33 protein-coding genes and 1 tRNA gene are annotated in these 26,273 nt (G+C 62.8%); 16 read left to right on the top strand and 18 right to left on the bottom strand.

Annotated features, from left to right (window positions below):
* Positions 1 to 4: 4 nt before the first annotated feature.
* The 6 genes from AC5WEY_RS00500 to AC5WEY_RS00475 form a co-directional block, all read right to left on the bottom strand.
* Positions 5 to 2,476 carry a CHAT domain-containing protein gene (locus AC5WEY_RS00500; protein ID WP_495644241.1) on the bottom strand — a complete coding sequence of 824 codons (2,472 nt, stop codon included), beginning with the start codon at positions 2,474 to 2,476 and terminating at the stop codon, positions 5 to 7.
* Positions 2,473 to 4,038 (bottom strand): S8 family peptidase, encoded by a 1,566-nt coding sequence (locus AC5WEY_RS00495; RefSeq protein ID WP_495644240.1) that lies wholly within the window; start codon positions 4,036 to 4,038, stop codon positions 2,473 to 2,475. Before AC5WEY_RS00495 ends, AC5WEY_RS00500 begins: the two co-directional genes overlap by 4 nt.
* A gap of 14 nt (positions 4,039 to 4,052) precedes the next feature.
* Entirely contained in the window at positions 4,053 to 4,538 is a 486-nt protein-coding gene (locus tag AC5WEY_RS00490) for a hypothetical protein (protein ID WP_495644239.1), read from the bottom strand.
* On the bottom strand, positions 4,531 to 5,226 hold the full coding sequence (locus AC5WEY_RS00485; protein ID WP_495644238.1) for an RNA polymerase sigma factor: 696 nt from the start codon (positions 5,224 to 5,226) through the stop codon (positions 4,531 to 4,533). Before AC5WEY_RS00485 ends, AC5WEY_RS00490 begins: the two co-directional genes overlap by 8 nt.
* A 188-nt stretch (positions 5,227 to 5,414) precedes the next feature.
* On the bottom strand, positions 5,415 to 6,068 hold the full coding sequence (locus AC5WEY_RS00480) for a hypothetical protein (protein ID WP_495644237.1): 654 nt from the start codon (positions 6,066 to 6,068) through the stop codon (positions 5,415 to 5,417).
* Between the two features lie 30 nt (positions 6,069 to 6,098).
* Positions 6,099 to 6,626 carry a general stress protein CsbD gene (locus tag AC5WEY_RS00475; protein WP_495644236.1) on the bottom strand — a complete coding sequence of 176 codons (528 nt, stop codon included), beginning with the start codon at positions 6,624 to 6,626 and terminating at the stop codon, positions 6,099 to 6,101.
* Between the two features lie 92 nt (positions 6,627 to 6,718).
* On the opposite strand from AC5WEY_RS00475, the gene AC5WEY_RS00470 reads away from it, so the two are divergent.
* Together AC5WEY_RS00470 and AC5WEY_RS00465 are read left to right on the top strand one after the other, a co-directional pair.
* A complete protein-coding gene (locus AC5WEY_RS00470; RefSeq protein WP_495644235.1) occupies positions 6,719 to 7,528 on the top strand; it encodes an alpha/beta fold hydrolase in 810 nt (269 codons plus the stop codon).
* A 91-nt stretch (positions 7,529 to 7,619) separates the two neighbouring features.
* On the top strand, positions 7,620 to 7,880 hold the full coding sequence (locus tag AC5WEY_RS00465; protein ID WP_032376226.1) for an MbtH family protein: 261 nt from the start codon (positions 7,620 to 7,622) through the stop codon (positions 7,878 to 7,880).
* 8 nt (positions 7,881 to 7,888) lie between these two features.
* On the opposite strand, the gene AC5WEY_RS00460 is transcribed toward AC5WEY_RS00465, so the two are convergent.
* The gene (locus AC5WEY_RS00460; protein WP_121870988.1) at positions 7,889 to 9,352 is read right to left on the bottom strand and encodes a threonine/serine exporter family protein; all 1,464 of its coding nucleotides are present in this window, start codon (positions 9,350 to 9,352) and stop codon (positions 7,889 to 7,891) included.
* 92 nt (positions 9,353 to 9,444) lie between these two features.
* On the opposite strand from AC5WEY_RS00460, the gene AC5WEY_RS00455 reads away from it, so the two are divergent.
* A tRNA-Thr gene (locus AC5WEY_RS00455) sits at positions 9,445 to 9,519 on the top strand.
* A gap of 163 nt (positions 9,520 to 9,682) precedes the next feature.
* Here AC5WEY_RS00455 and AC5WEY_RS00450 read toward each other — a convergent pair.
* Positions 9,683 to 10,897 (bottom strand): tyrosine-type recombinase/integrase, encoded by a 1,215-nt coding sequence (locus AC5WEY_RS00450; RefSeq protein WP_495644234.1) that lies wholly within the window; start codon positions 10,895 to 10,897, stop codon positions 9,683 to 9,685.
* On the bottom strand, positions 10,890 to 11,522 hold the full coding sequence (locus tag AC5WEY_RS00445; protein ID WP_495644233.1) for a helix-turn-helix domain-containing protein: 633 nt from the start codon (positions 11,520 to 11,522) through the stop codon (positions 10,890 to 10,892). The genes AC5WEY_RS00450 and AC5WEY_RS00445 overlap by 8 nt, the downstream gene beginning before the upstream one ends.
* 123 nt (positions 11,523 to 11,645) lie before the next feature.
* Here AC5WEY_RS00445 and AC5WEY_RS00440 point away from each other — a divergent pair, with 123 nt between their 5' ends.
* From AC5WEY_RS00440 to AC5WEY_RS00395, 10 genes are all read left to right on the top strand, one after another.
* Positions 11,646 to 11,858 carry a helix-turn-helix transcriptional regulator gene (locus AC5WEY_RS00440; protein WP_230074464.1) on the top strand — a complete coding sequence of 71 codons (213 nt, stop codon included), beginning with the start codon at positions 11,646 to 11,648 and terminating at the stop codon, positions 11,856 to 11,858.
* A 1,136-nt stretch (positions 11,859 to 12,994) separates the two neighbouring features.
* A complete protein-coding gene (locus tag AC5WEY_RS00435) occupies positions 12,995 to 13,783 on the top strand; it encodes a ParA family protein (RefSeq protein WP_495644232.1) in 789 nt (262 codons plus the stop codon).
* The gene (locus AC5WEY_RS00430) at positions 13,783 to 14,133 is read left to right on the top strand and encodes a hypothetical protein (protein ID WP_495644231.1); all 351 of its coding nucleotides are present in this window, start codon (positions 13,783 to 13,785) and stop codon (positions 14,131 to 14,133) included. Before AC5WEY_RS00435 ends, AC5WEY_RS00430 begins: the two co-directional genes overlap by 1 nt.
* The gene (locus AC5WEY_RS00425) at positions 14,130 to 15,005 is read left to right on the top strand and encodes a DUF2637 domain-containing protein (protein WP_495644230.1); all 876 of its coding nucleotides are present in this window, start codon (positions 14,130 to 14,132) and stop codon (positions 15,003 to 15,005) included. The genes AC5WEY_RS00430 and AC5WEY_RS00425 overlap by 4 nt, the downstream gene beginning before the upstream one ends.
* A gap of 440 nt (positions 15,006 to 15,445) precedes the next feature.
* Positions 15,446 to 16,012, top strand: a complete 567-nt coding sequence (locus AC5WEY_RS00420; protein ID WP_495644229.1) for a hypothetical protein — start codon at positions 15,446 to 15,448, stop codon at positions 16,010 to 16,012.
* Positions 16,013 to 16,187: 175 nt separating this feature from the next.
* Positions 16,188 to 16,493 carry a hypothetical protein gene (locus tag AC5WEY_RS00415; protein WP_167329177.1) on the top strand — a complete coding sequence of 102 codons (306 nt, stop codon included), beginning with the start codon at positions 16,188 to 16,190 and terminating at the stop codon, positions 16,491 to 16,493.
* 111 nt (positions 16,494 to 16,604) lie between these two features.
* Positions 16,605 to 17,138 carry a DnaB-like helicase N-terminal domain-containing protein gene (locus AC5WEY_RS00410; protein ID WP_495644228.1) on the top strand — a complete coding sequence of 178 codons (534 nt, stop codon included), beginning with the start codon at positions 16,605 to 16,607 and terminating at the stop codon, positions 17,136 to 17,138.
* Positions 17,135 to 17,413, top strand: coding sequence for an urea amidohydrolase (locus AC5WEY_RS00405; RefSeq protein ID WP_495644227.1), 279 nt, complete (start codon positions 17,135 to 17,137; stop codon positions 17,411 to 17,413). Before AC5WEY_RS00410 ends, AC5WEY_RS00405 begins: the two co-directional genes overlap by 4 nt.
* A 54-nt stretch (positions 17,414 to 17,467) precedes the next feature.
* A complete protein-coding gene (locus AC5WEY_RS00400; RefSeq protein WP_495644226.1) occupies positions 17,468 to 17,803 on the top strand; it encodes a hypothetical protein in 336 nt (111 codons plus the stop codon).
* A 534-nt stretch (positions 17,804 to 18,337) separates the two neighbouring features.
* Entirely contained in the window at positions 18,338 to 18,505 is a 168-nt protein-coding gene (locus tag AC5WEY_RS00395) for a hypothetical protein (protein WP_495644225.1), read from the top strand.
* A gap of 217 nt (positions 18,506 to 18,722) precedes the next feature.
* Here the strand turns inward: AC5WEY_RS00395 and AC5WEY_RS00390 are convergent, their stop codons facing one another.
* On the bottom strand, positions 18,723 to 19,091 hold the full coding sequence (locus tag AC5WEY_RS00390; protein WP_495644224.1) for a histone-like nucleoid-structuring protein Lsr2: 369 nt from the start codon (positions 19,089 to 19,091) through the stop codon (positions 18,723 to 18,725).
* A gap of 130 nt (positions 19,092 to 19,221) precedes the next feature.
* Between AC5WEY_RS00390 and AC5WEY_RS00385 the strand changes: the two genes are divergently transcribed.
* Positions 19,222 to 19,509 carry a hypothetical protein gene (locus AC5WEY_RS00385; RefSeq protein ID WP_495644223.1) on the top strand — a complete coding sequence of 96 codons (288 nt, stop codon included), beginning with the start codon at positions 19,222 to 19,224 and terminating at the stop codon, positions 19,507 to 19,509.
* Positions 19,510 to 19,671: 162 nt separating this feature from the next.
* Here AC5WEY_RS00385 and AC5WEY_RS00380 read toward each other — a convergent pair whose 3' ends face one another.
* The 3 genes from AC5WEY_RS00380 to AC5WEY_RS00370 all read right to left on the bottom strand — a co-directional run bounded on the left by AC5WEY_RS00380 (position 19,672) and on the right by AC5WEY_RS00370 (position 21,435).
* Positions 19,672 to 20,016, bottom strand: a complete 345-nt coding sequence (locus AC5WEY_RS00380; protein ID WP_495644222.1) for a hypothetical protein — start codon at positions 20,014 to 20,016, stop codon at positions 19,672 to 19,674.
* A gap of 121 nt (positions 20,017 to 20,137) precedes the next feature.
* On the bottom strand, positions 20,138 to 20,629 hold the full coding sequence (locus AC5WEY_RS00375) for a hypothetical protein (RefSeq protein ID WP_495644221.1): 492 nt from the start codon (positions 20,627 to 20,629) through the stop codon (positions 20,138 to 20,140).
* A gap of 50 nt (positions 20,630 to 20,679) precedes the next feature.
* Positions 20,680 to 21,435: a hypothetical protein gene (locus AC5WEY_RS00370; RefSeq protein ID WP_495644220.1), complete on the bottom strand. Its 756-nt coding sequence runs from the start codon at positions 21,433 to 21,435 to the stop codon at positions 20,680 to 20,682.
* 760 nt (positions 21,436 to 22,195) lie between these two features.
* On the opposite strand from AC5WEY_RS00370, the gene imuA' reads away from it, so the two are divergent.
* Together imuA' and AC5WEY_RS00360 are read left to right on the top strand one after the other, a co-directional pair.
* Positions 22,196 to 22,507 carry a DnaE2-dependent mutagenesis accessory factor ImuA' gene (gene imuA' / locus AC5WEY_RS00365; RefSeq protein ID WP_495644219.1) on the top strand — a complete coding sequence of 104 codons (312 nt, stop codon included), beginning with the start codon at positions 22,196 to 22,198 and terminating at the stop codon, positions 22,505 to 22,507.
* A gap of 155 nt (positions 22,508 to 22,662) precedes the next feature.
* Positions 22,663 to 23,610 carry a hypothetical protein gene (locus AC5WEY_RS00360; RefSeq protein WP_495644218.1) on the top strand — a complete coding sequence of 316 codons (948 nt, stop codon included), beginning with the start codon at positions 22,663 to 22,665 and terminating at the stop codon, positions 23,608 to 23,610.
* Between the two features lie 81 nt (positions 23,611 to 23,691).
* Here the strand turns inward: AC5WEY_RS00360 and AC5WEY_RS00355 are convergent, their stop codons facing one another.
* The 5 genes from AC5WEY_RS00355 to AC5WEY_RS00335 form a co-directional block, all read right to left on the bottom strand.
* Entirely contained in the window at positions 23,692 to 24,207 is a 516-nt protein-coding gene (locus tag AC5WEY_RS00355; RefSeq protein ID WP_495644217.1) for a hypothetical protein, read from the bottom strand.
* A 137-nt stretch (positions 24,208 to 24,344) separates the two neighbouring features.
* A complete protein-coding gene (locus AC5WEY_RS00350) occupies positions 24,345 to 25,202 on the bottom strand; it encodes a haloalkane dehalogenase (RefSeq protein ID WP_495644216.1) in 858 nt (285 codons plus the stop codon).
* Between the two features lie 43 nt (positions 25,203 to 25,245).
* Positions 25,246 to 25,446 (bottom strand): three-helix bundle dimerization domain-containing protein, encoded by a 201-nt coding sequence (locus AC5WEY_RS00345; protein ID WP_495644215.1) that lies wholly within the window; start codon positions 25,444 to 25,446, stop codon positions 25,246 to 25,248.
* A 71-nt stretch (positions 25,447 to 25,517) separates the two neighbouring features.
* Positions 25,518 to 25,907 (bottom strand): hypothetical protein, encoded by a 390-nt coding sequence (locus AC5WEY_RS00340; protein ID WP_495644214.1) that lies wholly within the window; start codon positions 25,905 to 25,907, stop codon positions 25,518 to 25,520.
* Positions 25,904 to 26,176 (bottom strand): DUF3263 domain-containing protein, encoded by a 273-nt coding sequence (locus tag AC5WEY_RS00335; RefSeq protein WP_495644213.1) that lies wholly within the window; start codon positions 26,174 to 26,176, stop codon positions 25,904 to 25,906. The genes AC5WEY_RS00340 and AC5WEY_RS00335 overlap by 4 nt, the downstream gene beginning before the upstream one ends.
* Between the last annotated feature and the right edge of the window lie 97 nt (positions 26,177 to 26,273).

Here is a 26,273-nt window from a genome sequence, read left to right as displayed (position 1 = left end):
TTGCTCACCAGGCATTTCCGTAACACAGTGCGGCGAGACTCAGGTCCGACGAATCCGGAGTACAACCGCGTAGCGTCGCCAGTGCATCGCCTGGGGCCTCGCCGCCCGCCATTCTTCGGTGTAGGGCAGGGAAGAATTCAGCGGCACGCTCGTCGTTGATGTTCGCCGGGGCAGCGACAACGCAGCGTGCACCGGCATGCAACCAGGCACGCGCCATTCCGAGCGCATCGAATTCACCGGCTGCGCGTCCCATTTCGCAGGCGGAGACGACCACGAGCGACGGTACGGACGCGAGCTGAGTGACATCGTGGCCGAACCACGGGCCGTCGCTCAGGGCAATCGACGAGAACAGAGGATGTTCGCGCGAATAGCCCCCATGTGCGCTGACGTGGAGGATGTTCGACGCTTCGGCGAGATCGGCTGCATTGACAGTGGTGGCGTCGTCGCCGGTGACGATCCGTGACCGGCCGGCCCAGGCCTGCGCAACGTCTTCGGCCTCCCGTTCACCGTGTGCTGTGCCCGGCCCGCACACCACCCCTACAGGTGCCCGAGCACCGGGCTCCGAGGAACTTCCGATCCACCACTGCACCGAGACCGCAACCGACAGAGAACGAGAGGCAAGGCTGGGGAGTAGGCCCCACGGAATACCGCCGAGAACACCGGGCACCGTCAACAGAATTCGACGAGGCATGGAGTCGGCCAGGACAGGTGCGACCAACAGTCGATCCAGAGCAGCCAAGCGCCTCGTCAACGACCTCTCGACGGAGGTGCGGAGCCGGGAGCCACGACGCGCAGCGACCACATCGAGATCTGCTGGGAGACCGGACAGTTCCCGCGCGATGTCGGTCCACGATCCGAGATCGAACGTGGCCGGGTTGCCTGAGCAGATCACCATGGCGACTATCCTGTCGCCGAGCCACGAATACGTGATCAGCGCGGCACCCGACTCCGTCAGTGAATGCTGGGCATCGGCGATACCGGGCCGTGACGAGTGGGTCGCCGAGGAGGACGATCCACGCCAGGCGAGATCTCGGACCTGTTCCCGGAGTTCGACACGACGCCGGTGGGCCTCGGCGTCGTCGGAGTCACGGAGCGAACGGATTTCGGCAAGCGCTCGCACCACCTCGTTGTCGCGGGGCGCGCGCACCGGGTTCCAGGCGGCTGCTGCTCCGCGAGCTCGTTCGGACCAGTCGAATATCAGTTCCGGATCCTGCGTCTCCCACGCCGCGTTCAGCCCTTGCAGGACCACGTCGGTGGCCACTCTCTGCGTTGCCACCTGCATTCCGAGATTGCCGAAGTGCGTTTGCCATTCGACGAATTCGTCCATGGCTCGTGCCGCATGGGTCAGGGCGTCGTTGGGTCGTCCGTGTCCACGCTCGAGTGCCGACCGAACACGGGCAGCGAGGAGGCGGGTCGATACCGGTGCATCGGTGTGGACTTCTATGTCGGCGGCGTACCGTTCGGCCCTGTCGATGTCGGAGTTCAGAAAGCACAGTGCCACATGCAATTTCAGTTCGGTCGAGTGTGCCGTCAAGTGGAGCGCGTCGAGGCGATCCAGCAAGTCGAAGATATTGTCGGGAACGCCGTTCGGGAGGCCGCCGTGCAGCCGAATTCGAGCGGCAACGGCATCTGCTCGCACGGCCGAGCCGTCACTTCCGTGTTCGCGAAAGTGTTGTGCTGCGGCGGCTGCGAGAGTCGCAGCGCGGTCGGTGTCCTCGTCGACGAGAATGCGAGCGAGCAGAAGTTCCGCCTCGGCGCGGGTGTGCCACTCCGTGGATTCTTCGACGAGTGTCAGTACTTGTTCCAGAGTGTCGACGGCGTCGCCGATCATTCCTGCGGCTTCGAGAACCTCGGCGCGATCCAGGTCGCAGATTGCTCTGTGCGCGGACGAGAGATGGCGCAACGTCTCGCGGGCCGTGTTCATTCGATCGAGCGCGCCCGCGAGGTCGCCGGCCAGTAGATCGACGTAGCCACGATTGTGTGCCACCTTGGCCTGTTCGACGACATCGCCGACACGAGCGAACGACTGCGTCGCTGCATCGAGGTCGAGGGCGGCCTCAGGCAGCTGTCGACGTCGTAGGTACAGGTAGCCGCGATTGATCAGCACTCTGCCGCAGGCCGCAGGGTGATCACCCAATGCGCTGACGGCAGTGCCGAACAGCGGCAGCGCGGCGTCGTCGTTGCCTGCCCGAACCTCGAGTGCCCCCAGGCGACCGACCAGGATCGCCCGTCCGATCGGGCCGAGCCGCACTGCCCCTGATTCATCGTCACGCAGGGCGGAACGGCAGACGTCGAAACCTCCTGTCAGATCGCCCGTTTCGCTCATCACCCACGCGGTTGCCGACATGACCTCGGCACGCATCCGACCGTTGGGAAGTTGCTCGCGCGCCTGTGCCAGCAGCTGCCGGGCCTCGTCGTGGCGTCCGGCGCTGATGAGCGACTGCGCTCGCCCCACCAAGTCTTGTGGAGAGTTCACCGTGGGGTGCTTGGTCTCGATCGGATCGATCTGGCGTGGAGCGCGTCGTTCTCGGCGGTGATCGCTGCTCGGACGCGGTCGGTCGCCTCTCGGGCGGCGGCGATGCGGTCGTCACCGTTTCGAGCGGAGACGGAACCGATGAGTGCTGCCGCGATTCGGCCGGCGACGATCGGAGCGGCGAACGACGTGCCACTCCACACGCCGAACCCGCCGAGGAAGTCGTCGGGATCCAGCGTTTCGCGTGCCTGTGCGGATCCGTCTGCCCGTCGTCGTGCCAACGGTGTGGCTCCGGCGTCGAATTCCGGCATCGTGCTGACCACTGCTGCGCCGCACACCCAGGTGTTCACCCAGTGACCCGTGTTGCTGAACAAGGCTTGGGTGCCGTTGGGATTGTGCGCGCCCACCGAGACCACGGGCGCCCACGATTGTTCGTCCGGATCGAGGGAGAACGCTGCGGGGTAGCAGGGCCTGTTCGTTGCGTCGTTTCCGGCCGAGGCCACCACGACGACACCCGTTCGGCGAAGTGCGGCAAGGACATCGCGAATGGAAGACGTGAAGCCGGGTTTTTCCTCGTGATAGAAGCCGAGTGACAGATTGAGCACGTCGACGTGGTTCGCATCGTCTGCTCGAACGTACTCGAGCAGTGCGCTCAGAGCCGCGAGAACGTCTGCCTCGTAGACGATTCCGTCAGCGTGGAGCACCCTGGCGGTGAGGATGTCCGCGTCGGGTGCCTCCTGATGGACGAGTCCGGTGATGAACGTGCCGTGACCGACGACCGGATCCATCTGTCCGTCCAGCGGACCCAACAGATCCGGGTGGACCTCCGGGTCGGTGGCGGGATCGTCGATTCCGATGATCGGGTTCTGATCCACACCTTTGGCGACGAAACCGAGCCAATCGTGTGTACCGCAGCCGGTGTCGAGGATCGCGACGCGCACTCGCCGACCGTCGATTCGATCGTCCGGATGTCGCACCGGTGCCGGGCCGACATAGGCGACGGGCATCCGGCCGCCGGCTCCAGGGACCGCATAGATTCCGGCGGGTGATCCGCCGGACATGAAGGGAGACATGAACGGAGACATGAACGGGCTCATGAACGGTGACATGAACGGCGACATGAATGGGGCCAGCGAAGTTCCGATCGCCAGAACGTGTTCGAGCTGCACGTCGACAGGGGTGTCGTCGGATCGGGTGGCTCGGAACGTACGAACGAACGCCGCAGCGTCGACGATCGGTGCCACCGAATCCCCGGTTGCCACGAGAAACACGCGTTCGACGATCCGCTCGGACTCGGCGTCCTCGTCGTAGACATCCGGGTATCGAACCGAGATCGGCAGTCGGTCGTCGCGCGAGCGTCTGTCGAGCAGCCAGCCGAAATGTCCGGCCACTTCCGCGAGAGCATCTGCGGGATCGCGGTTTTCGGTAGCGCGGTAGGACACCAGAACGGTATCGCGCACATACAGCGTCGGACTCTGTGAACCGATGTCTTCCGGATTGCCCGGCATGCCGACCGCCACCCGAGGAATCCGCTTCCAGCTCTCCACCGGTTCGTCATTCGCCATTGTCGTCGGCCTTTCTACCACTGTCGATGAGGTGTCTGTATCAGCTGTGTTCTGTCGGAAAACGAAAACCGCAGCCGCCAGGGGCTTTCGCGGATGCCGGAGAACTCGAATCGGCCATCGTCGTCGACCTGCGTCGTGCGGTCACCGGCGTCGGCGACGAGGGTGACGAACGTCCCCTCCGGGATAGCGGCGTCGTCGATCGTCAGCCAGCCGTCGATTCGTCCGGTCGTCGACGAGTCCGGGGCCACGCGCACCAGCAGTGCGATGGTGCCCAGCTCGAACTCGAGGGTCTTGGTGTCCAAGGATGCTCGGACACCGACCAGGTCGTCGGACATCACCAGGTGCATTTCTGCCCATTCGGACTCCAGCCGAGCCGCGGCGACAAACGCAACCAGATCGTCGGCGAGCCCCAGCGGCGGGGGATCGGCGTCCTGCCACATTCGGCCGAGCCGTTCGAGAAGCGCGGAATCGGCCGACGGAGAGCTGCTGTCTTCAGGCACCGGTCACTCCCTGCTGTTCGAGGTCGGCTCGCAAGGTGTCGAGGCACCGGCGGCGGATCACACCGACACTGCCCACCGCGAGTCCCAGGTCTGCGGCGAGCGACTTGTAGTCGGTCAGCTCGAGGCTTGCCGCAACACGGGCCAGCCGTTGGCATCTGGCCGACAATCTGCTCACCGCGAGCCACAGCACCTGGGTATCGGAGGCCTGTAGGGCTTCGATTTCGGCAGAGGAACCTGCTTCGGGCTCGGGTACTCGGGCTGGGTCGAGCGTTACGGAACGTCGGTCGCGGCCCACCACGCGCCACGATTCACGACGCGCGGAGACCACAAGCCAGTGGCCGACGGCTCGGCTGTCACGCACCGAATCGGGACAACGGACGAGGGTGAGCCAGACCGTCTGCAGGACGTCTCGTGCTTGTTCTTCGTCGGTTCCCGCTGCGCGGACAACCTGCCAGAGGACCGGCGTGAGGAGTCGAACCAATTGCTCGAACTGCGCGCCATCGCCTCGATCGCGCCAGTTCCCGAACAAATTGCCTGCGGTGGCCCACAGCATGCGATCAGCGGAACTGTCGACCGGCAACGAGGAATCGATCGACTCGTCCGTCAGGTCGTTGTGTTCGGCGCTCGGTTCGGTCAGGGCAGCGCTGCAGTCCATGGGACCCCCGACCCTGGCTTCGATTACGGTCACACTGCACAGGAGTGCGTTGGTGCTCTATTGATACACCTGTCCGCGGACGAGCGCTTGCTTTCGGTCATCTCGAGAAGTGTTGTGAGAGAGGCAAATTAGAGACGCTAACTGCGGACGTGTCGAACGACGAAAGGCGCCCCACCGAATTATCGATGGGGCGACCTTCGTATGGATCCTGGCGCTGCGTGTCAGTCCTTGTTCTTCTCCGCGATGAACAGCTTCTCGATGCGCTCTGCTTCGTCTTTCTTGGCGTCGGCTTCCTCGGAACGCTCTGCTGCTTCGGCCAATTCGGCCTCGGACGGCGCTGCGGCCAGCTTCTCCTGCTTGTCGACCTGAGCCTGCTGGGCCTTCTTGCGATCCTCGGCTGACTTTGCCGCTGCGGCGGCCTGCTCGTCGGCCTTCTTCTTCTTGGCGGCGGCTTCGCGCTCAGCTTCCTGAGCCGCCTCACGCTTGCGCTGCTCCGCTTCCTGGCGTGCGTCACGGGCTGCTTCCTGGGCAGCGGCGTCCGCGGCTCGGCGGTCCTTCTCGGCCGTCTCGCGGGCAACCTTCAACTCGTCGTCCGCAGCGGCCTTCTTGGCACGGGCTTCGGCGTCCAGTCGAGCTGCTTCGGCGCGGTTCTCGGTGCTGTCGACCAATGTCTCGCCGCGATCGGCAAGGCTTTTGTCGCCCAACAGGTTTCCGACCGCTCGGTCCAATGATCCGAGTGTGTGCTCGTACACCAGACGGGCCGGCGATTCCGCGTTCATCTTCTCCACGACGTTGGTCTCGATGAGCTGCAACGGAATTCGAGCGATCTTGTACTGGATGCGAAGAATGGTCATCGGTATGGCTAGGACACTCATAAAGCGAAACTCCTGTTTTGCAGTAGTGGTTCAGGCTTGATTGCGGAGCTCTTCGGCCTTCCTGCGATCGGCCTCGGCCTGACGAAGTGCCTCCTGGTGCTTCTGCGCAGCCACCATCTCGTCGGAGTCCGCCGCAGCCTGTTCGATGCGTCGGTCCTCGTCGGCTTCGATCTGCTCGGCAGTGGCATCGACCTCCGCTGCTGCGCGCTCCTGTGCCACGGTCTCGCGCTTGTTCTGCTCGGCTGCAGTCACCTGTGTCTCGCGTACGCGATCAGCGTTGGCCTCGGTCACCGCCGCGTTCTTCTCTGCGGCTTCACGCCGGCTCTCGGCGGCGGTACGCACGTCGGCCAACTCCTCGCCGGCTTCGGAGGCCTGAGCCTCCGCTACCCGCTCGGTGGCCTGCGCTTCCTTGCGTTCGCGGGCTTGCGCGGCCTGCAACTGACCTTCTGCAGTCAACGAATCGTTGCCGGTCACCGCGCCCACGACCTCTTTGGCTTTGCCCTTGATTCCGTCGAGCAATCCCTTGCGTGCTTCGCCCGCTACGTTCTCGTCAGTCATGTCACTGCAGGTACCCACTGGCTGTACGAGTAACCCCGTGTCGACCACGAACGATACGATCGCCGACGGACGTATCAGCAGTGAGGAGACCTATGCCTATCGCCAAGATCAACGGCATCGACATCAATTACCAGGTCAAAGGCAGTGGCGACCTGGTGGTTCTCGTTATGGGTACCGGTAGCCCGGGCCGCGTGTGGGAGCTGCATCAGGTGCCCGCTCTCACAGCAGCGGGGTACCGGGTGTGCACGTTCGACAATCGCGGCATCGCGCCGTCGTCGGAGAGCGCTCACGGCATCACTATCGAGGCGATGGTCGCCGACACCGCCGGCTTGATCGAACTCGTCCGCAACGGGGACGAGAAGGCCTTCGTCGTCGGAACGTCCATGGGTTCACGCGTCGCGCAGGAATTGGCCTTGGCCCGGCCTGACCTGGTGCGCAAGGCCGTGTTCCTCGCCGGCCACGCCCGAGTCGACGAGTTCCAGAAGACCCTCGCGCAGGGCGAGCGAGCGTTGTACGACAAGCGCGTCGAGCTCCCCGGCACGTATTCGGCTGCGGTCACGGCAGTGATGAATCTGTCGCCCGCGACGTTGCGCGACGGGCGCAGTGCGCGCGATTGGCTCGATCTGTTCGAGTTCTCGGCGTCGTCACCTTCGGCCGGAGTGCGCGCCCAGCTGGGGATGGAGGACGATTTCGATCGCACCTCGGCCTACCGCGGTGTCTCCGTGCCGTGCCTGTCGGTCGGGTTCGCCGACGATCGGATGATTCCCGCCTACCTGGGCAAGGAGCTGGCGGACGCCATTCCAGGTGCCCGGTACGTCGAAATCGAAGATGCCGGCCACTACGGATATCTCGAGCGCCCCGAAGCAGTCAATGCGGAACTGCTCGGCTTTCTGAAGGCCTGACGGCACCGGGCAGACACCCGCGTTGCTAGGGTCGTGGTGCACTTCACGGTGCATCACGTACCAATCAAACGTTTGCGACGAGTGAGGCGAGATGAGTACCAACCCGTTCGATGACGAAGACGGACGCTTCTTCGTGCTGGTCAACGACGAAGACCAGCATTCGCTGTGGCCGACGTTCTCCGAGGTCCCCCAGGGATGGCGTGTCGTCTTCGGTGAAGACACCCGCGCCGCTTGCCTGGAGTACGTCGAGAAGAACTGGACCGACATGCGTCCGCGTAGCCTGCGTGAGGCCATGGAAGCCGACGCTGCTGCACGCGCCTCTGCCGAGGGAACCCCCAGCGCCGAGGCCTGAGCTCCGCTCTACGAAGTACCCGTGCCGCGCCGCCGACGAACAGTCGGTCGGCGCGGTACTTCTATGCGACGAAGCGTCGGACGCAGCACTTCCTCGGTACGCGCCAGGATGCGCGGTCGGCGGAGCGTGCGGGCACCCCACTCACCGAGGGTGACGCCTGCCGCCAGGCCACAGCCGACGCCGAACGCTGCGAACAGAGAGCTGATTCCCAGCAGTAGTTGGTCGTTCAGGATCGCGTACAGACCGCGATACAGAGACAGGCCCGGCAGCAACGGCGTGATGCCCGCAACGGCGACGATCAACGGCGGAATGAGCGCACGACGGGCCAGCAGACCACCGGCGAATCCGACGACGACAGCAGCGATGGCCGAGGCGATGATCGGACCCACGTTGAGCGTCTGCGACAGCAGGTAGACGAGGGATCCCGCGAAACCGCCCATGAAGGCAGCCGTCAGCGCACGTTGCTCGGCGTAGCAGGCAAGTGCATAGAACAGCGACGCTGCCGCGCCTGCGATCACCTTCGTGGGGACCTGCAGGATGTCCGGCGGTGCCAAGTTGCTGATCTGGGGTAGATCGCTGCCGATCAACGCTGCAATCCGCAGGGAGGTCGCGACGCCGGCAATGATGCCGCCGGTCATCATCAACACCTCGAAGAACCTCGCCGACGCGGTGATCGGGGCACCGGTGATCGCGTCTTGCACCGAGCCGACGAGCGAGAGACCCGACAGCAGCACGACCACACCGGCCGCGATGACCTGTGACGGCGAAATATCGATGTTGAGCTGGTCCTGGAAGTTGTACAGCGTGATCGCCGGTGTCGCCGCCACGAAGCCGCCGACCACCTGCTGAAAGAAGAAGGGCAGACCGGCGCGGTTGAGAACGCGTCCGATGCGGTCGATCACCATGGTCGTGAGGAAGCTGACCACAGCGACCAGAGCGCCACCGCCCAGCAACACACTGATGGCCGCAGCCATGCCGGCCCACGCCAGGGTCGCGATCCACCGGTTGTAGGGGTGCGGGGCCTTGGTGATCTCGTCGAGTCGCTCCAGCGCGGCACTCGGCGGCACCATCTTGACGCGCACAGCGCGGATCAGACGGTCGACTTCGGCCAGCCGCGTGAAGTCCATCGAGCGGTAGTGCACGATGCGCATCGTCGACGCCGGAGGCCGCGTCGGGCCACGATGGGCGCTCAGAGTGATCGAGTTGTACGTGACGTCGACATCGCAGCGCGCGAGGCCGTACGTCGCCGCGATGAACTGCACCTGCGTCGCCGTGTCCACCGCCGAAGTACCCGAGGCCAACAACACCTCGCCGACGCGAACCGCGAGGTCCAGCACCTCGGCGACCGACGCATCGTCGGTCAGATCGATAGGGCGTAGAGGTGACGGTGCTGCAGTCGGCGTATCGATGGTGGCCCGACGCTCACCGGTGAGACGGCTCAACGAAGCCGTCAGGTCTTGCAGGAAAGTCATGTCCGTCTTTACACGTTGCTGGGGTGATCCACCGACAAGGTACCTGTTGACACTGAGCGTCCGATGAACGGATATGATTGCGTCGCTTCACTGCCTCCTTAGCTCAGCGGTAGAGCACTCGCCTTGTAAGCGAGCGGTCAACGGTTCAATCCCGTTAGGAGGCTCCACTAAAAAGGAGTTTGAGCTGGCCTTTTGCGCTATCTCTAATGAGATTCATTTCCGATTAGGCAAGCTCGGTGTCACAGAATGTCACAAGTACTTCAAAACCCGCCGGAACAGCGCCTGGTGAGTCCGCCTGCTACTTGGTGGACGGTTGCGGACGAGCGCCGGTCAACGCGCATCGCCGGATGGCTCGTCGCGACGCCGGACGAGTGACTGCAAAGTGTCGGCCGCGCCCAGTAGCGCTTGGTTCTGGGAGTGGACATAGGTGCGCATCGTGAAGGCGTTGTCCGAATGCCCCAGCCATGCCGAGATCACGGCAATAGGCACACCTTGAAGGTGCAGCAGAGTCCCGCACGTGTGGCGCGCGTCGTGGAGGCGTATGTCGGACACTTTGCTGTTGGTGCATAGCCTGCGCCAATAGTCGCTGACCGTATCGGGATGAAAAGGTCGCCCTACAGCGTCGGACACAACGTAGGTGCCGGGGCCGACGTAGGTCGGACTCTTTCGTTCCACACCCTGCAAGCGGTGTGCAGTTTCGAGTGCGGTTTTGAGGGCTGGTGTGAGGGGAAGCGTGCGCTTGGACTTTTCTGTTTTCGGGGGGCCCTCTACGACGCGTCCATTGACCGAGACTCGCGTGTTGTTGATTGTCAGGCTGCCGGCGTGAAGATCGACATCGTTCCACCGAAGCCCGCACAACTCACCGCGTCTGAGGCCGCTCAGGGCAAGCAGCCAGGCGTGGCCGTTCCGATCGCACGTCGATGCCTCCAGGAGGCGTTGCACTTCGTCCTCCGTGAATGTCTGCATCTCGACGTGCACACGGGGCGCGCGGTCGACGAGCGCGGCAACGTCTCGTACCAATCGCCCTTCTCGCATCAGCCCGGAGAGGACCGCGCTTACAAGGTTGAGCATCGGATTGATCGAAGTGGCCTTCCACGGACGTCGCAGTTGGCCATCGGGTTTGACCGAGCTGCCGGCCAACAGGTCGTTCACTAGAGCGTCCAAGTGACCTTTGGTTAACTTCTGCACCGCTAGCCCGCCGTAAGTATCGCGCAGCGGTTGAAGGGCATGGGTGTACGCGGCTTTTGTGGACTCTCGTACGCGTCGTCCGGCAAGCCACTCACCGCAAGCCTCTTCGACCGTGGTGGTCGAGGAGGGAACGAATGTCCCCTTCGAGACTTCCTCGAGAATCTTGGACAGGGCTGCGCGAGCGTCCTTCTCCGTAAGAAATCGACGACGCAACTGCGTTCGCTTCGATGCCCGGGTGCCGTTGGCGTCGGCAACACCAGCGTCGACAGTCATTTGATACCGCAACTCGGTACTGCCTGTTGACCGATTGGTGACGTAGATCTTCTTGATCTGTGGCGGCAGTTGCTGCCTAGCCATCCTCTTCGTCCTGTGTGTTCATGCCCAGTTCGGTCATCCGTCGAAACAGCTCTTCCGAGCGCCGTCGTGCATCTTCGTATAGGTACTGCATCGACTCGATATGTTCGGCGGATTCGTTCTTGGACAATCCGTTTCGCAGTTGTACCCGGGCGCGACGCATGGCCTTGAGTGCGTCAAGCCATTCGCGAGTGATTCCGACACGATCGTTTCTCGGGTCGAAGGTGTCTCGGACCCACATGTCGAGAGGAGCTTCTGATTCCTCTTCAGTCCATTCTGAGCTCGGTCGCATGAGTCCGGCCTCGCCGCTGAACCAGCGGAGGGCGTCGTGAGATTCTTGCGGCAGCCCAGGGAGTACTTCGACCTTCCCTTTGGGAAGGTCAGGGAAGACCAACTGTGCAGGTGAGACTCCCAGTGCCGCAGCTAATACAAGCAGTTCCGAGACGTCAAGGCTCTTCTTTCGGCCGGTCTCCAAGTCTGCAACCACCGACCGGGAAATTCCCCACCCGAAGTCGACAGTTCTGTCGGCGAGCTTTGCAGCGGACAGTGCGGAGTGGTCTTTACCCCGGAGTCGGCGAACTTCCGAGGCGACCCGGGCAACGATTGCTTCCGCCCAAGGCTGCGTCATAAGTACGCAGTCTAACTGAAAATCCGTCCGTCTTGTGGGTGGGGTACGTAGTTGCTACTCTGTGGTGGAACCACATGGACTGATCCAACAAGTCCCCAAAGGTGTGGCTCTACTACACAATCAGTGGAGGTGCTGAAGATGCCCAGACGGTTGCTGTCTGTCCCGGAGGCTATGGCTTGCACGGGACTTGGACGATCCAACTTCTTCAACAAGATCGCGTCCGGAGAAATCCGGAGCGTGAAGGTCGGCAAGCGCCGGCTGATCCCGGATACGGCCATCGATGAGTACATCGAAGGTCTCGAGGCTCAATCCGACGCCAGTTCAGGCGTCGCGTGAGGCCCAGAGCCAATTATCCCTCAGGAAACTGAAACGCCCCCGGAAAATCTCAGTGTTACCAGCACTGAGGCCGAGGGCGTCGAAACCACCACCCGTGAGGAAGGAGCTTCGCCACCGATCATAGAGCGTCTTGCTAAGTCTTTCAAGACATTTCGCTGAGTCACCGTTCCCCGTCCTCGATTCCGGTCAGGAGCAGAACGGGCGATGACGCATGCTTCGACCGGCGACATCGCGGTTGAGTTCTTCTGCTCGCGCCTTACGAGCCTTGGCTACGGAAGTTTCTAGCAAGGCCTGATGTGTCGCAGCAGCGTCGTTTTCTGGCAGAGCCCGACGTAATACCAGCCTGCCGCCGGCCTGTGCACCCTTTGTAACTCCTCGGAGACCGGCCTCGAGGCACCACCAGCTCGACTGATCATCGAACCGGTGGCGATACCGATTAGCCGCGCGCCCACCGAGGCGCGGGGCTATCGGGCGTGGAGCGGACAACGTGGGTGCGGAAATTGGCTCAGGGGCCATGGGGGGTCCGGAGGGAATGAACGAAGTCCCTTGTCTTTCATCCGTCACCACTATGGAGAGGTACCAGTTGAGCTCTCTACCCATCTGCAATGCTGACACCAACGAGTTGCCTTTCATGGCGAACCATCATTCGGACCTCGATCGTTCAGTCCGTGCTGCTCTCTTGCTCTTACCCGTTGTGCACGTCGATTCCCCGAAGATCAGACCAGAGCAACACATTTGGCTGCTCGGACGCCATCGCAGAAGTTCGCCGGTGCAGGCCGATCCCGCTAGCAGTGCGGCGGCGGAGTTCTCCGCGACTGCCGTACCTGAATTACCCGCAAAGAGTGCCTCGGATGACTTGCCGGCGACGGGCGTCATACATCCTGCGGTGGTTACACCTCAATTGCCCACAAAGGATACGAGTCGCGCTTGGGATGTGTTGGTAGTAAATGCTTCTCGTGCCCCTACGGCGCGCCTTTCGCCTATGGCAAGCGAATCACGCCTCGTGCCCCTTACCTGCAATACATCCAACACTTCTACAGGGTGCGACTCATCCGCCGGGTCCAAGGCGTGCATGACATCCCATTTCCGCTATACCCCCAGTTCGTCCCATTCATCCATGGAAAGTGAGACCCACGATGCCCGCTGACATCTTTGCGTTCTGCAACCAGAAGGGTGGGGTGGGCAAGACCACCACCGTCTTTCACCTCGCCTACGCCGTTGCCCAAGTGGGGAAGCGAGCACTCGTTATCGACGTGGATCCGCAAGGCAACGCCAGCACAGTCCTGACCAAGACCGAGCTCGAGAGCGACGATGTCGGTGTTGCCGACGTACTCGCCGAGTCGTCGAACGCAACCATCGCCGATGCTGTCGTCCCCACCATCTGGCCTGGCGTAGACCTGGTACCCACGTCGCCGGGAAACGAGTCCCTGGCCTACGTCCGCGATCAATTGGTCGTCGCCGGTGCCGGCCGAGAACGGCGGCTTCGCGACGCAATCGACGTCGTACGAGGCGTGTACGACGTGATCCTCATCGATTGCCCACCTAGCCTCGATCTGCTGACTATCAACGCCCTTGTTGCAGCGCGCGCCGCCGTCGTCGTGACTCAGTCCGCGCTGTTCTCAGCCAATGGACTCGCGCGATTGCTGCGCACCATCGATGCAGTCAAGCGCAGCTACAACCCGGACCTCGCCATGCTCGGTGCGGTCGTCAACCTCCACGAGATCGCGACGATCAGCGGCCGAGAACAATTGATCGAGATCGCCGCAAACATCAACGTTCTCGGCGATGCCGTTCCCAAGCGGGTTGTCATCAAAGACTCGATGGAGGCCCAAACCAGCCTGGTCGACTGGGGGACAACACAATCTCGCAGCCTGTCGACGATCTATCGCGACACTCTTGCGCTTCTCACGAAGGGGCACCTGTGATGGCCCGGCCCGAACGTATGAAGAGCGCACTCGCCGGATCGAGCCCGGTCGATCCGCCGGAAAACTCGCGGCAGCCCCACGACACTGTTTCGTCGGCCGAGACCGGTGCGCAACCGTCACCGGACAACGCAAAACAGAAGCGTTCGTACTACCTCTACCAGTCCACCGTCGACGATCTTCTCAACGCAGCCGAAGCGCTGTCCGCAACGCCCGGCGCGCCGCGGGGCCCGTCGGATCTCGTCAATGCGGCAATCGACGACTACTTGGAGTTGTTGCGCAACAGATTCAACGACGGTGCGCCGTTCCCGCAACGAACGGGCCCCCTCGCACGAGGACCGAGAATCCGATGAGCCGATCACACTCCACGGCAACCCCGTTGACAACGAAGCCGTCAGACGTCGTTGCGCTCCATCCAGCGATCTTGCAGTGGGCCCTCGCAACGGCCGTTGCGCTGACAGTAGGCATTGCCGGGGCGTCCTTCTGGCTCAGTTTCGCTGTGTTGCGTGATCTCGCGGTGATGGCTGGGATAGGTCCCGGCGAGGCGTGGGTGATTCCAGTCGTGTTGGACGGCGCAATTGTCTCGACAACAGTGACAGTCATTGCGCTGTCGAATCACACGGACAACCGCACGATCAAGGGCCGTCGCTTCGTCGTCACGATCTTGCGTGTTGCCGCATCGGCGTCGATTGCGGGTAACTCGTACCACGCAGTGTTGAGTGCGACCTTGCTTCCAGCCGTAGTCTCGGCGGGTATTGCCACCATTGCACCTATTGCGCTCCTTGCGATGACCGAAGTGCTGGCCGTCATACTTCGTGCGCCCCGCGGAGCCGTCAGAGTGGAATTCGCTCCAGGTGCTGCCACAGCGGAGCCGGACTGGACAGACACCGAGTTCAGCCACGAAGGCCCCAGCCCGAGCCGGGATGACTCAGAGGGCGAAGACGGCACGCGGGGAGAACACGTCGAGACGGCGGACTCGCCTCGACTGCAAGTCGACGACCTCACACCGGAAGTTGCGGAAACAGCGCGGCTCCGACACGCCCACCGCGAATGGTCGTGGGCACGAATCGGTAGAGAAACGGATGGCTCCGTTGCATCGACCGCGATGCGCCGATATCGGAAGTGGGAAGAAGTCACCGCAGGGATCGTCGATGGCCACCAGGACGGGCAATCCAGGTTTGATGAAAAGCCAGCCAGCGAGCGTGACCGCATGTCCGCAGGATAGAAGTGCTACCGCGACATCGAGCCTGGTTGCTTTCCGTCGCTCCCGCGCAATCACCCCAGGCTGTTGATGGCTCTGAGGTGGTCGCGCCCGGATGGCTCAGTCTTCGTCGAGGCGCGCGCTGCCCTGGGACCACCTCCGGCGGTCTCCGGATTGAGCTCCGCTGCGCTCCGCACAGCAGAAAGAACAATTTCCTTCGCACATCTGGCTCCGATCGAGCATGCAACACCCTGACCCGTCTTACCGAACCTGACTCCGCGTTGCTCCGGCCCGATGGGCTCCGAAAACTTTTCAAAGCGCCTGCGGCTGAAAACTTTGCGGATCAGGGCCAGGACGCCGGTCCAGTGCGCCGCCTTCTCTCCTTCGAGCCAGATGACGGCGAAAGAAATTGGCAGAGCGAAAGGGCCGGGGGAGCCGGTTCCGCAACAGAAAGAGAGCCTGACATGCCGCAGAATACTTCCAGCACAGGACGACGGACCACCGCCGCACACAACGCCCGGACCACCGGAATTGTCACCCACACAACCGTCCTGGTCTCCGGACCCCAACAGGCCACTATCACCGCTACCTCCGCAGCCACCGACGAAGCGCAGATGATCGTCGCACTAGGTCACGTCATGATGACCTTCCGCAGCGCCGAAACAGTATCCGCAATCATCACCGGATTTGCCACCGTCCGGGCCGCACTCGCCGGAGCCGATGGACAAGCCCCCCACCCCGCGCAACCAGGCGCAGAATTCGGGGCCGCCGCAATCTCTGTCCTGTGGCTCGATAGCCCCGAACACACCGCAGTGCCGCACCACCGCTACAGCTCCGAACAACGTCGCACCATCCACTGGGTAGACCTGCACATGGGACCTGTGACTTGGCGGATCACCGACCGCATCGGGTACGACACATTGATGGCCGAACTCCGACGCGTTCACCGTGCTGCCGTCGGAGTATTTCTCGACGGCAGCCGCTACCGCCGCGACCCCGCCAAACTCCTCGATGTCTTCGACGACGTCTAGTACCACACGTTCGGCCCCAACCCCGGGGCCGAACGTCGTTTATCCACAGGCTAACTCGACACGACAGTTGTCCACACCCTCGCTCGATTGGTCTCTGCAGCGAACGCTTTGTTACGGACCTCGTGTGACGCTTGATTAGAAGCAGCTGGCCGGCACGAGCGACAAGGAACCAACGATGATCACATGGACAGTCACCACACACCCTGAGGACAACCCGGAAATTCTGACCGCAACAGGAGCAGAACCCAATCTCCAGGTTGCGAAACGCGCCGCAGCCGATGCCGTCCGTATCGCCCTCCTCGACGCGCGCGAGCACGCATCGTCCGACAACGGCAGCCCGCCGTCCTACCTCGTCACACTCGACGGAACCTGTGCCCTCATCGTCGGACTCGGAAGCTGCAGGCCCGAGAACTACAACGCCGTCCTCGACAGCCTTGAGCAATTCGACGGCTCTGCGCCACCGAACCTTCTGTACATCTGATCCACATTTCTGCCATGACGATCACCTCGGCAGGACCGAGCAAAGCGCCACCGGAATGCCGAATCCAGTTCTCCCGCAGCTGACCCCGCAAAAAGAAACCGAGGCGAACAGATGACCCCGTTGAGATCAGTCGAACCCGCCGACGACGATCACGCTGATCTGACGGACCATCCGGAGATGGCGCCGGAAGCACTGGCGATCTGCGCAATGATGTGGTCGCAGGACACCGACGAGGCCACCCGCATCGCAGCGACATTGCAGGCTAACGATTTCCATGATCCCGTCTATCGCGAGCTGTACGACATCGTGCAGGAGCTGATCATCGACAACCTCCCACACGACCCCGCGAGTGTTCTGGGCGTCCTCGTCCGGTCGGGTGCCAGCGGACACCGCGGTGCACGGCTGCGTCGAACACTGACCGACGTCACCGCAGCGAACGCATGCGGAGCATCGGCAACCGACTACGCCGGCATGGTCCTGTCGGAAAGTTACCGACGTAGTTTTTTCGACGCTGGGATCAGAATTCAGCAGCTCGCCGAGGAAGCGCCCGAAGAACTTCTGTTCGACCAGCTCGTCGAAATTGGAAGGGCGCAACGTGAAGCGACGAACCGCCTGAACGCCTTCCGCAGCGGCAGCACATTATGACGTCGCGGGAAGAGACAGAGTCGGGCGATGAGCGGCGTCGAGCTGCCCTCGCTTCTGCCCGGTTCGCCGTCACCGATGTCGCGCATCTCGATACAGACGAAGTCGAGGGCCTCGCTGTCGGGCGTGAGATAGATGAAGCGCTGGCCGCCGGCAACACACTGACCGAAGTTGCGCGGTCCATCGGTTACACCGAGGCCGTCGCCTCAGACCTTCTGGGCAAGTTCCGAGAGCTCCGCGAGAGTCTCGCGGCGCGCAACCAAATTCCTCTGTTCTGAGCAACATTCAACGCGCACCTCGCATTGCCGCCATGACCCGAAAAGGCCAACACCATGAACTTCATCCGCATCGATACCGACCGAGGGACCCTCTACGGGCCGTCCTTCGCCGGGACGCTGACGCACTTTTTCGGGCAGAATCAGCACGTCGAATGGGAATGCCACCAGCTGACCGCCGGATACTCCGGTGGGCGGTGCACCGTGTCGACCGCGATCCGTGTGCATCACCGCGGACAGTGGATTGTCGCAGCCAGGTCCTTCGGCTCCTGCACCGTCGATACGATCCCCGAGAACGCATTGCGCTTCGGATCGAGTTTCGCTACCGCACCGTTCGATGCACCCAAGTTGCCTTGCTGGGTGTACGAGTGGGCGTATGACCTGCTGGTCTGAATTCACGGTATTGATCGAGCGGTACAGATCGAACGCAAACTTGCTCCAGCGCTACGGCGTTGACGCGGAGCGCTTCCGTGCACTGAGCAACGTTCGGCCCACGCCACAAGCCCGCCACGTGACGAAACTTCGAAAATATTGTTAGAAAGTGCTGCGCAGCGCGCCGCACTCCGAACCCACCACCGAAAGGAACCCGGCCCGTGCCAACACAAGCCTGGATCACCCTCATAGTCGGCGTCTTCGCCGTCGTCGGAGTCGCCGGAACCGTCAACCAACGCACGCGAGCGGACAACCGCTCCCAATCCTGGCAATGAATCACCTGGTGCCTCGAGCGCACCGTCAGCGGCAACCCTGACGAAGTTGCGCTCGGCTGGACAGTGTTCGGCACCGTTGCCGCAACTCCCCTCATCGCCAAGACCGACCGTCGCACACCCGAGCAATTGCCGACCGAGATATTGCGCCCAGCAGCGACGACCTAGCGGAAACCGACGACAACAGCGACAGCGGACCTACAACACCCCGCGAGGAGCGCCCATGACCACCACCGAACCCCGCCGGGCCTGGACTCCCGAGCAACGCCGGAAGGTCCGCGCGGCAGCCGCAGGAGCCTCGATCAAGCTCCGCGAGTACTACAACGATCCAGTTCCGCAGTGGCTACGCGACGTTGCCGCAGGCACAGACCTTAATCCGCCGACTGACTGACCACCCCACCAACCCGACAAGGCCCGCCCCCAACCAAGGGACGGGCCTTTGTCATGTCGCGCACGTCGGGAATCGATGCCGTCGACTATGCAGAACGAGTTGCCGCCAGGCGGGCGGCAGGCAAATGGAACTCCACTGCGCTCCGTCCTGCCACAGCCCGGGCAGCAGAGAGAACATGAAGCCGCCGCTCGCGTGGACGCAAGCGGCTCGCCGCCTGTCAGTGTGCGGCGTCGTACGCCTCTTCGATGTCGGCCGGGATGCGGCCGCGTTCGCTGATCTCGTAGCCCTGATCGAACGCCCACTGCCGAATCGCCCGCGTCTGCTCCGGATCACGCTTGACCGATCCGCCGGCCGATGTCGCGGCCGACGCGGCAGCGGGGGAGGGCTTACGCTTGCGCCCACCGACCCGCGTCCCATGCTCGATGTAGTAGTCGAGCTTTCTGTGAAACTCGGTGGCGTTCTTCGCTTTCAAGTCGATCGAGTACTCGACGCCGTTGATCGCGAACTCGATCGTCTCGCCGGACTCGTCGTCGATGACAGACCCGTCGATATCGTCCACCAATTGGGTTGTCACTCGTTTGGCCACAGCCGCAGAACCTTTCATCGACACATTCGCAATGCGCAACCGCATTCGTCTCCACGAGGATAACCAGCGTCGGTATCCGAATTCTTCATCGACACGAAAACGCGCCCAGCAGGACACCCACGACTTCATCGTGGCCTCGCTCAACACCAGCCACCGCGAGGCGATCGACCGATACACGAGAACGGCCGCCGCTCGAGACCGAGCTGGCCGAGCGGCGCGCCGAAGCGAAAACTCTGCGCGCGGATCTCGCCGCCGAACGCGCTGCAGATCAGGACGACAACCGAGTAACACAGCGACACTCGCCCAGCAGCGCACCGACGCCACCAAACGCGAGGCCGAGCTGCGCCGCGACTACACCGAACGCATCGACGAGCAGAAGACGATCGCCGCCGACCTCCGCGAGGAGATCTCGCTGTAACACGCCGACCTCGATCGACTCCGCGGCCTCGAGGACGACCGCCGGCACAACTGTAAGGCCGAGCCAGGGGGCCGTTCATGTGGAGATGGACCGGTGTGGGGGAGGACGGAGGGGGGTGCCGGCAAGCAGTGGGGGAGGGAGAACAGTGTCGACAACGCAAGGTCAGGCGACTGTCTCCGACATCGGTCCGTTGCTCCGGTTGTGCCGGACTGTGACTACGAGGGCGGGAACGGACCATCCGGCGAGAACGAGAACTATGAGAAGGATGATGGACCACCCGGGCCTGTAGTCCCACGCGAGTGCTGCTGCACGCCATGCACCGAGTAGTACGAGAAGGAATCCGGCTCCGCGCCACGTGACCGCGGACTTGGATGGCTTGTTTACGAACTGTCCGTATAGAACCGGGAGACGATGGCCGACATTGAGCTTCGATATTTCTCCGGTGGCACGAAATATCAGAACAACTCCGGCGACCAGAAGTGCGGTAGTTACGACGATCGAGAACATTTCTCACTCCACCTTTCACTGACGATAGTGACATCGACGATAACGGGCAGAACCGCACAGGGGTGCAGTCCTGCCCGACTCGCCGACACGGCCTCTCCCAGGCCGACACTATTTTCGACCGTTACGCGTTGATAAACACGCAAGCGTACGGTGACCACTCATCGAAGGTGAGGTCACTCTTGGTCCTCGTGCAGGCGGTGCTGCCGTCCTTCAGCGTGAGGTTGACCTGGTGGGTGAGGGAATATGTGAGGCCAGGGGCCGCGATAGCACATCCGGGTTGATTGAACACTCGGGTGATCGGGGTGTTGAACCCCGGTCGGTAGTACTGGAATTCATACGCCCGCTCGCAGATGTTGTTCACAGGCAGAATATCGTTGGCACCGATCTCCATTCGTGCCCTTATGTAGTTGACGAACTGCCCCTCTCCCTTCACCTCAATGCAATTCAGTTGTGCGAACCCGCCCGGTGACAACGTGCACCCACTGGCATCCCGTGCCTGCGCATCGCCTCGCGGTGGTGTCGGATAGACCTCGTCCGGGATGTTGTCATAGACGACCGTTCCCGGTTGCGGATCCGTCTCGGCAGGTTGAGCGACCGCAGTTCCCAGGCTCACCGACCACACGCTTAGTACCGCAGCGGCACAGACCAATACCTTCTTCAGCCTCATCGGATCACGAACTCACCGATGACGTCGATGCCGTTGTCTGCGTAGACCGGCACAGTTCGCGACCCGGTCGTGTGTACCGACGATCCGTCATCTGTCGAGGTCGTGGGAAGTGCCGCCACCTCGCTTTGCGTCAACTCAGGGGAGGAGAGGTCGGACTTGGCGACGAAGCCGCGTTCGCCGTTCGTCGCGAATGCCGCAACGAGATCCGGCAGTTCCGCTTCGGTCTCGATACCTTCCGCGGACCCTGTGCTACGCCCGTCCGGCGTGGTACCGGCGGTTACTTCGGTGTCGGGTGCAGCAGATCGGGCGGCCGCGCCGATGTTCACCGGGCTGGTGGGAAAGGTGGCGACGGAGTTGTATCCGGTCCCGTTGAACAGCCTGACCAGGCCGTGGCTGTTGTACGAACCGGGACCGCAATCAGGGTCGCCCGTGGCCACCGAGTAGTTGACCGTGGTGTAGCCGTTGTAGAGGTAGTCGGTTGCATCGCAGAGAACACCCGACTTGAACAGGCGAGCATTGATGCCAACCGAGTTCACCGGGATCTGCTGCCCGAACGGGGTCCACACAGCAGATGAGGCGAAAAGATACGGGGTGGTGATAACGCTCGACTGATGTAGGTAGTTGATCGAGTTGGCGCTCGCTGGGCCGATCCATCCCGAGACGGTTTCCGCCGACGCGGGCGGAGCTGTCAACAGTCCTACTGCTACTGCGCCAGCGGCCACCACGCTTGCCTTCTTTACCAAACTGCGCATGCTTTACCTCTTGGGTTGTCCGACTTTCGCCGGTGTTGATTGTGGAGTTAAAGCGTCGCATAAGAGGCTCTAAATTTCTCGGTATACCGGGCGGTCGTTTTGCTTTTTCTCAGCTAGTGAATCGAGGAGCTCGCCGGTTTCGGCGGCGGTGTTCTAGTTGAAACCTTGCTTCCGGTCTTTCGACCTTGCTCGTCCAGTCGTCCAGTCGTCGAGTCGTTCACTCGAATGACTGTTGCCAGAACTGCATCGCTGGGTCGTGCGTCCAACTGGATATGGACGACGACGAGCGCGCAGCCATCCGAGCGGAAGGCCGCGACACCAATGATCCCGCCGTCAATATGCGCGCGAGCAGTTCAAACGCACCCTGCGCCTGTGCCGGCACCTCGCCTGGACCTTCGCCGCGACCGACCTCGACGGCCACGCCGTTTCCCGCTGACCGGCCTCACCAGCACATGCAACAACTCGAACGGGTGTTCGATGTATGGGCGGTAGTTCACACCGGCACGGCGAAAGGTCCATCCACATGGCCACCGTCGACGCGATCGAAGACCTCACCGGACTCGACAAAGCCACCCAGCTCGACGTCCTCCGCCGCCGGATGGCCACCGTCCCCGGGCCGCCGCGACCACGCACCCGCCGACCTGTCCAATATCGCCCCGCCCGATCGGGTCGAACCCCTCGATCGGGTCACGCCCGTCGACGACGACCCGGAACCGCTCGTCGCTGCTGTACGCGGCAAAACCCTTCTGACCATGCCTGTGTGCCGCCGCTCGCCGCTCTGCTCCCACGCCGAGCTCTGGCCCCCGGAACCGCCAACACCGTCGCCGGTGCCGGATCGGTACTCATCGCCCTCATCGCCGAAGCGTCCGCAGCCGGCCATCACGTCGCCCTCATCGGCCAACCGAGGTTGAGCCTCCTCGCCGTCCACGAACACGGCGTCGACCTCGCAAAGATTCACCTCGTGGATCCAGGATCGACAGACCCGCTCGACGCCGCCTCGATCTGCCTCGACGGCCTCGATCTGGTCGTGACCACCGTCCACGGCCGCGACGTACCACCCACGCGCGCATGAGCTTTGCTCGCGCGCAATCGTCGGCTTATCCGGACTAAGCGGGGTTAGCAAGTCGACGTGTCTGAGCTAGCCAGTCACATGCTCTCGACGGACCGTACCCTCAATCTATGTACCGGCCACTGCTCCGACGGACAGTCGAACTATCCGTTGTCTGCGTGACATTTCTGCTCGTGGTTACCGGATGCGGGTCCGCCTTCGGTGGCGGGGACGGCGTCGAGACATTCACACCCGACGAGGCCACCGTCGAAGACAAGGCCGACTGCCTGCTCCCCGAAATACAGACCCCGCTCGCGGCTGCGGTCCAATGGCCCCAGACGGACGAACCGTTGACAATCCCCCCTGGATACCCGCCGGATGACTTCGAGCCTGTCGCGGTAGTCCGTTGCGAACGCGGGGAAAACCTGAACGGGCAACTGACCATCGACGCAGTGCAGCTGCACGGTCAGGTTCGCGACGTCTACGACACATTCAGAATCCCCTCTCAGAGACACAGTGGCAGTGGGTCCGACTCCAGCTGCGCTATCGACTATCAACCCCCGATAGGGCTCTGGCTCGTAGACCAGGCAGGTAAAGCGATCCGGCCCCAATGGCCAACCATCCGATGTGGATACGAGCAAGCCCCCTTGGGCAAGCTCGATCTACTGCACGAAGTGGGGCGAGAACAGCACATCATCGACGGACTCGCCGCCGACGACCCCGGAACATGTCCACGAACAGCGCCAACCTTCTTCGTCACCAACGAAGTCGACCCACAGGACGAGCGCCGGCAGTATCGAGAAGCCTCAGAACTGGCGACCCCGATCGACGATGTCGGCAGATTGCAAGTCTGCAGCCTCGCCGATGGCGATGTGCCCATGGAGTCACGAGACCGCCTCACGCTCGAACAAAGTAGAACTCTGATGCGAACAGTCTTGCAACTGCCGCTGGCACCACCATGCCAACAAGCCGCCCAACGCTATGCAGTCATCCTGCTACTGCGCCCCGACGGCTCCGGGGGTTCGGAAATGAAGGTAGAACTCGACGGCTGCAAACGCCTCTACCTCGGCCAATACAGCGCCACCACAGACAGTCTCATCGCCGCCATCGAGCAGCACATCGAGTAGCGGGGAGGCCGCCCCGGATCTTCACTACACCGACGGACGAAGCGGTCAACCACCCCTTTCGCAGCATAGATACGGGTGCTCTCACAGGGTTGCTGTAGTAAATTCCTTCATGCACGTTCTCGCGCGAATTGCGGCCTCACTCAACGGATCCACGATGGCACCTTCGCGGGGCCAGGGGGTGAACGATTGCGCTTCTGCGTTGATCGAGATGATGGATTCCGCGAATCCGTCGGCCGGAACCTGCACGGACACCGCCCCACCTTCTGAATCGGGACTGTTCGTACCCACTTCCCAAACACCCTCGTGCGTCAACCCATCCGCAGTGGAGAACTGCATGGCGATCACGTAATAGCGCATATACGCCCTCGTCTCACCCTGGGGTGCCACCTCTTCTGCCAACGACATCAAATATTGAACTGGACCAACCGAGGGCCGACTGACAATTAGCTCGCTCAGACTCGGTGCAACCGAAGAGCATGCAACGCCCTCGTCTTTGCCCGGACTGACGACGAACGCGATGATCAGCGCCGGCACCGCAAGAGCGATAGCGATCACGATTGCTATCGGCCACAGCTGGGCAGTTCGCGTTCTACCCATAGGGCGTGACTTCCTCTCTCTGTCTCTTGACAACCCCGAACGCTGCAGCATCTCCCTCGAGCTGCCGCGCCCCTCACTCCGGCGCGCGACCACGAAGGCCCGCAAGGACTGATGTCTCGCGCTTTCCCTTCACTCGCCTAGGAGACGGCGGTGAGCCAGCGTGCGAGAGCGGTCACGATCTCGGCCGGGCGATCTTCGGGGAGGAAGTGGGTTCCGGCTCCGACGCTTGCGAACGTCATGCTTTGGCCGTGGGCGGAGCACCATGCGAGCTCGGTGGGGCCGATGATGGCACCAGGCGTTCCGTGTATGAGGAGCGTGGGCAGAGCGGGGTCGCGGAAGACTTGGAGGTTCTCGTGGATCACACGGGCGACGTCAGACGGGTTGCCCGCGATGGGGATCTCGCGCACCCACTGCAGAATCGGCGCACGAGATGCAGGGTCTGGGAAGGGTGTCCGGTAACGATCGTGATCCTCTCGGCTCAGGCTGCCGACGATGCCAGAGGGGAGAACGACTTCGACGAAAAAGTTCTCCTCCAGGACCGCCTGTTCTCCGAAACCCTCGGCTCTCAATCGCGAGAACATCTCCCGATCCGGCCCGGGGAGATCCGACCAGCTGTCAATCGGGTGGATGTGTGCTTCGAGGATTGCGACCCCGCGGACCCGATCGGGTCGTGATCGAGCAAGGGCAAGTGCCAGGACGCCTCCCCAGTCGTGACCGACGAGTGTGAGCTCCTTGACGGCGAGCACGTCGAGAAAAGTCTCGAGGTAGGCGAGGTGATCGACCAGACGATAGCCTCGATCGGACGCACCGGAGGCTCCCATGCCGATCAGGTCGACCGCGGTCGTTCGGTAGCCGTGTGCTGCGACGGCGGGCGCGATGTTGCGCCATAGGTAGGACGAGGTGGGATTGCCGTGCAGGAAGAGTACGAGTGGGCCGGAGCCCGTATCGGTGAAGCTGATCGTGCTGCCGAGAACGGGCAGAGTTCGTGGCTGCACCAGGGCGTTCCCTCGACCTGAACCGGCGAACTGCCGCGGACCGCTAGTGGGCGTGGGCTTGGAGTGCTTTGCGGGCTTTGCGTTCGACGAACAACGGGACGAAGTCGCGGATGGAGTTGCCCTCGAAACGGGCGTGCTCGGCGGCGATGGTGTCGTCGATGACCGAGCGAGGCACGTCGGGGAAGAGCGCTCCGAGGCGATCGCGGACGGCGTCGATGTGCTCGTGTTCGGTGGTGGTGGTCATCGTTTCAACAATCCGCTCTGCTCGGGGTGAGGTCAACTGGGGTACTGCGCTCGAGGTCGTGTCGTCGGTGCCTACCCCGGGATATCGGGAAACCGAGCGTGGAGGGCGTCGAGTTGGCGGTGCAGCTCGTAGAGGACCTTGCGCTGCGACCGGGCTTCTTCGTTGTGCCAGAGTCGGGCGGTGCCTTGGCCGATACGCCCGGCTGTGTGGGCGAGTTGTTCGGCTTCGTCGACGAGCGCCGAGACGGCGTCGATCTCGACGGTCAGCATCGCAGCGAAGACCTGCGCCTGCGCATGATCGGAGGTGTCGGGCTCTCTCCCTGAGGCGGTCGTCGACGTCGGCTTCCCGCCGTGTGCGTTCATCTTCCGGTCACCGGGCCGCGGTGAGTGCCCCGCCTCAGGTGAATGTGTGATGAACTGCGCCGATCCGGTGGCGGTGCCTGCTGCGCGTGTGCTGGTCATTGCCCGACCCGTGGGCGGCCGACGGATGTCGCGCTGTGTTCGAGGCGACGACGGCATACGTGCACTAGCGCGTCCATGGTTCGGGTGTCGAGGTCGACGGGGCGCGGGGGGTCGGCCAGCAGGTGCCGCAGCCTGCGGAAATACGTCTCCGGCGGTATCCCGAAGGCAATCATGATGTCCTCGGCGTCGCCGCCCCCGTACGGCATCCACTGGAGGGCGAATGTGAGCATCCGATCGCGCTCGTGGGGGGTGTCGGGTGTCGGCGGCATGACTGCAGTATCACCCGGCTGACGGACCCTCGCAGTATCTGCAAGCATCCATAGGGCGACGAGAAGGTGAACACTGAACAAACGCCCTGAATAACTC

The organism is Rhodococcoides sp. S146-33 (genome assembly GCF_059489205.1).
The sequence above is the reverse complement of the archived record's forward strand: the minus strand, read 5'-3'. Positions and strand labels throughout refer to the sequence as shown.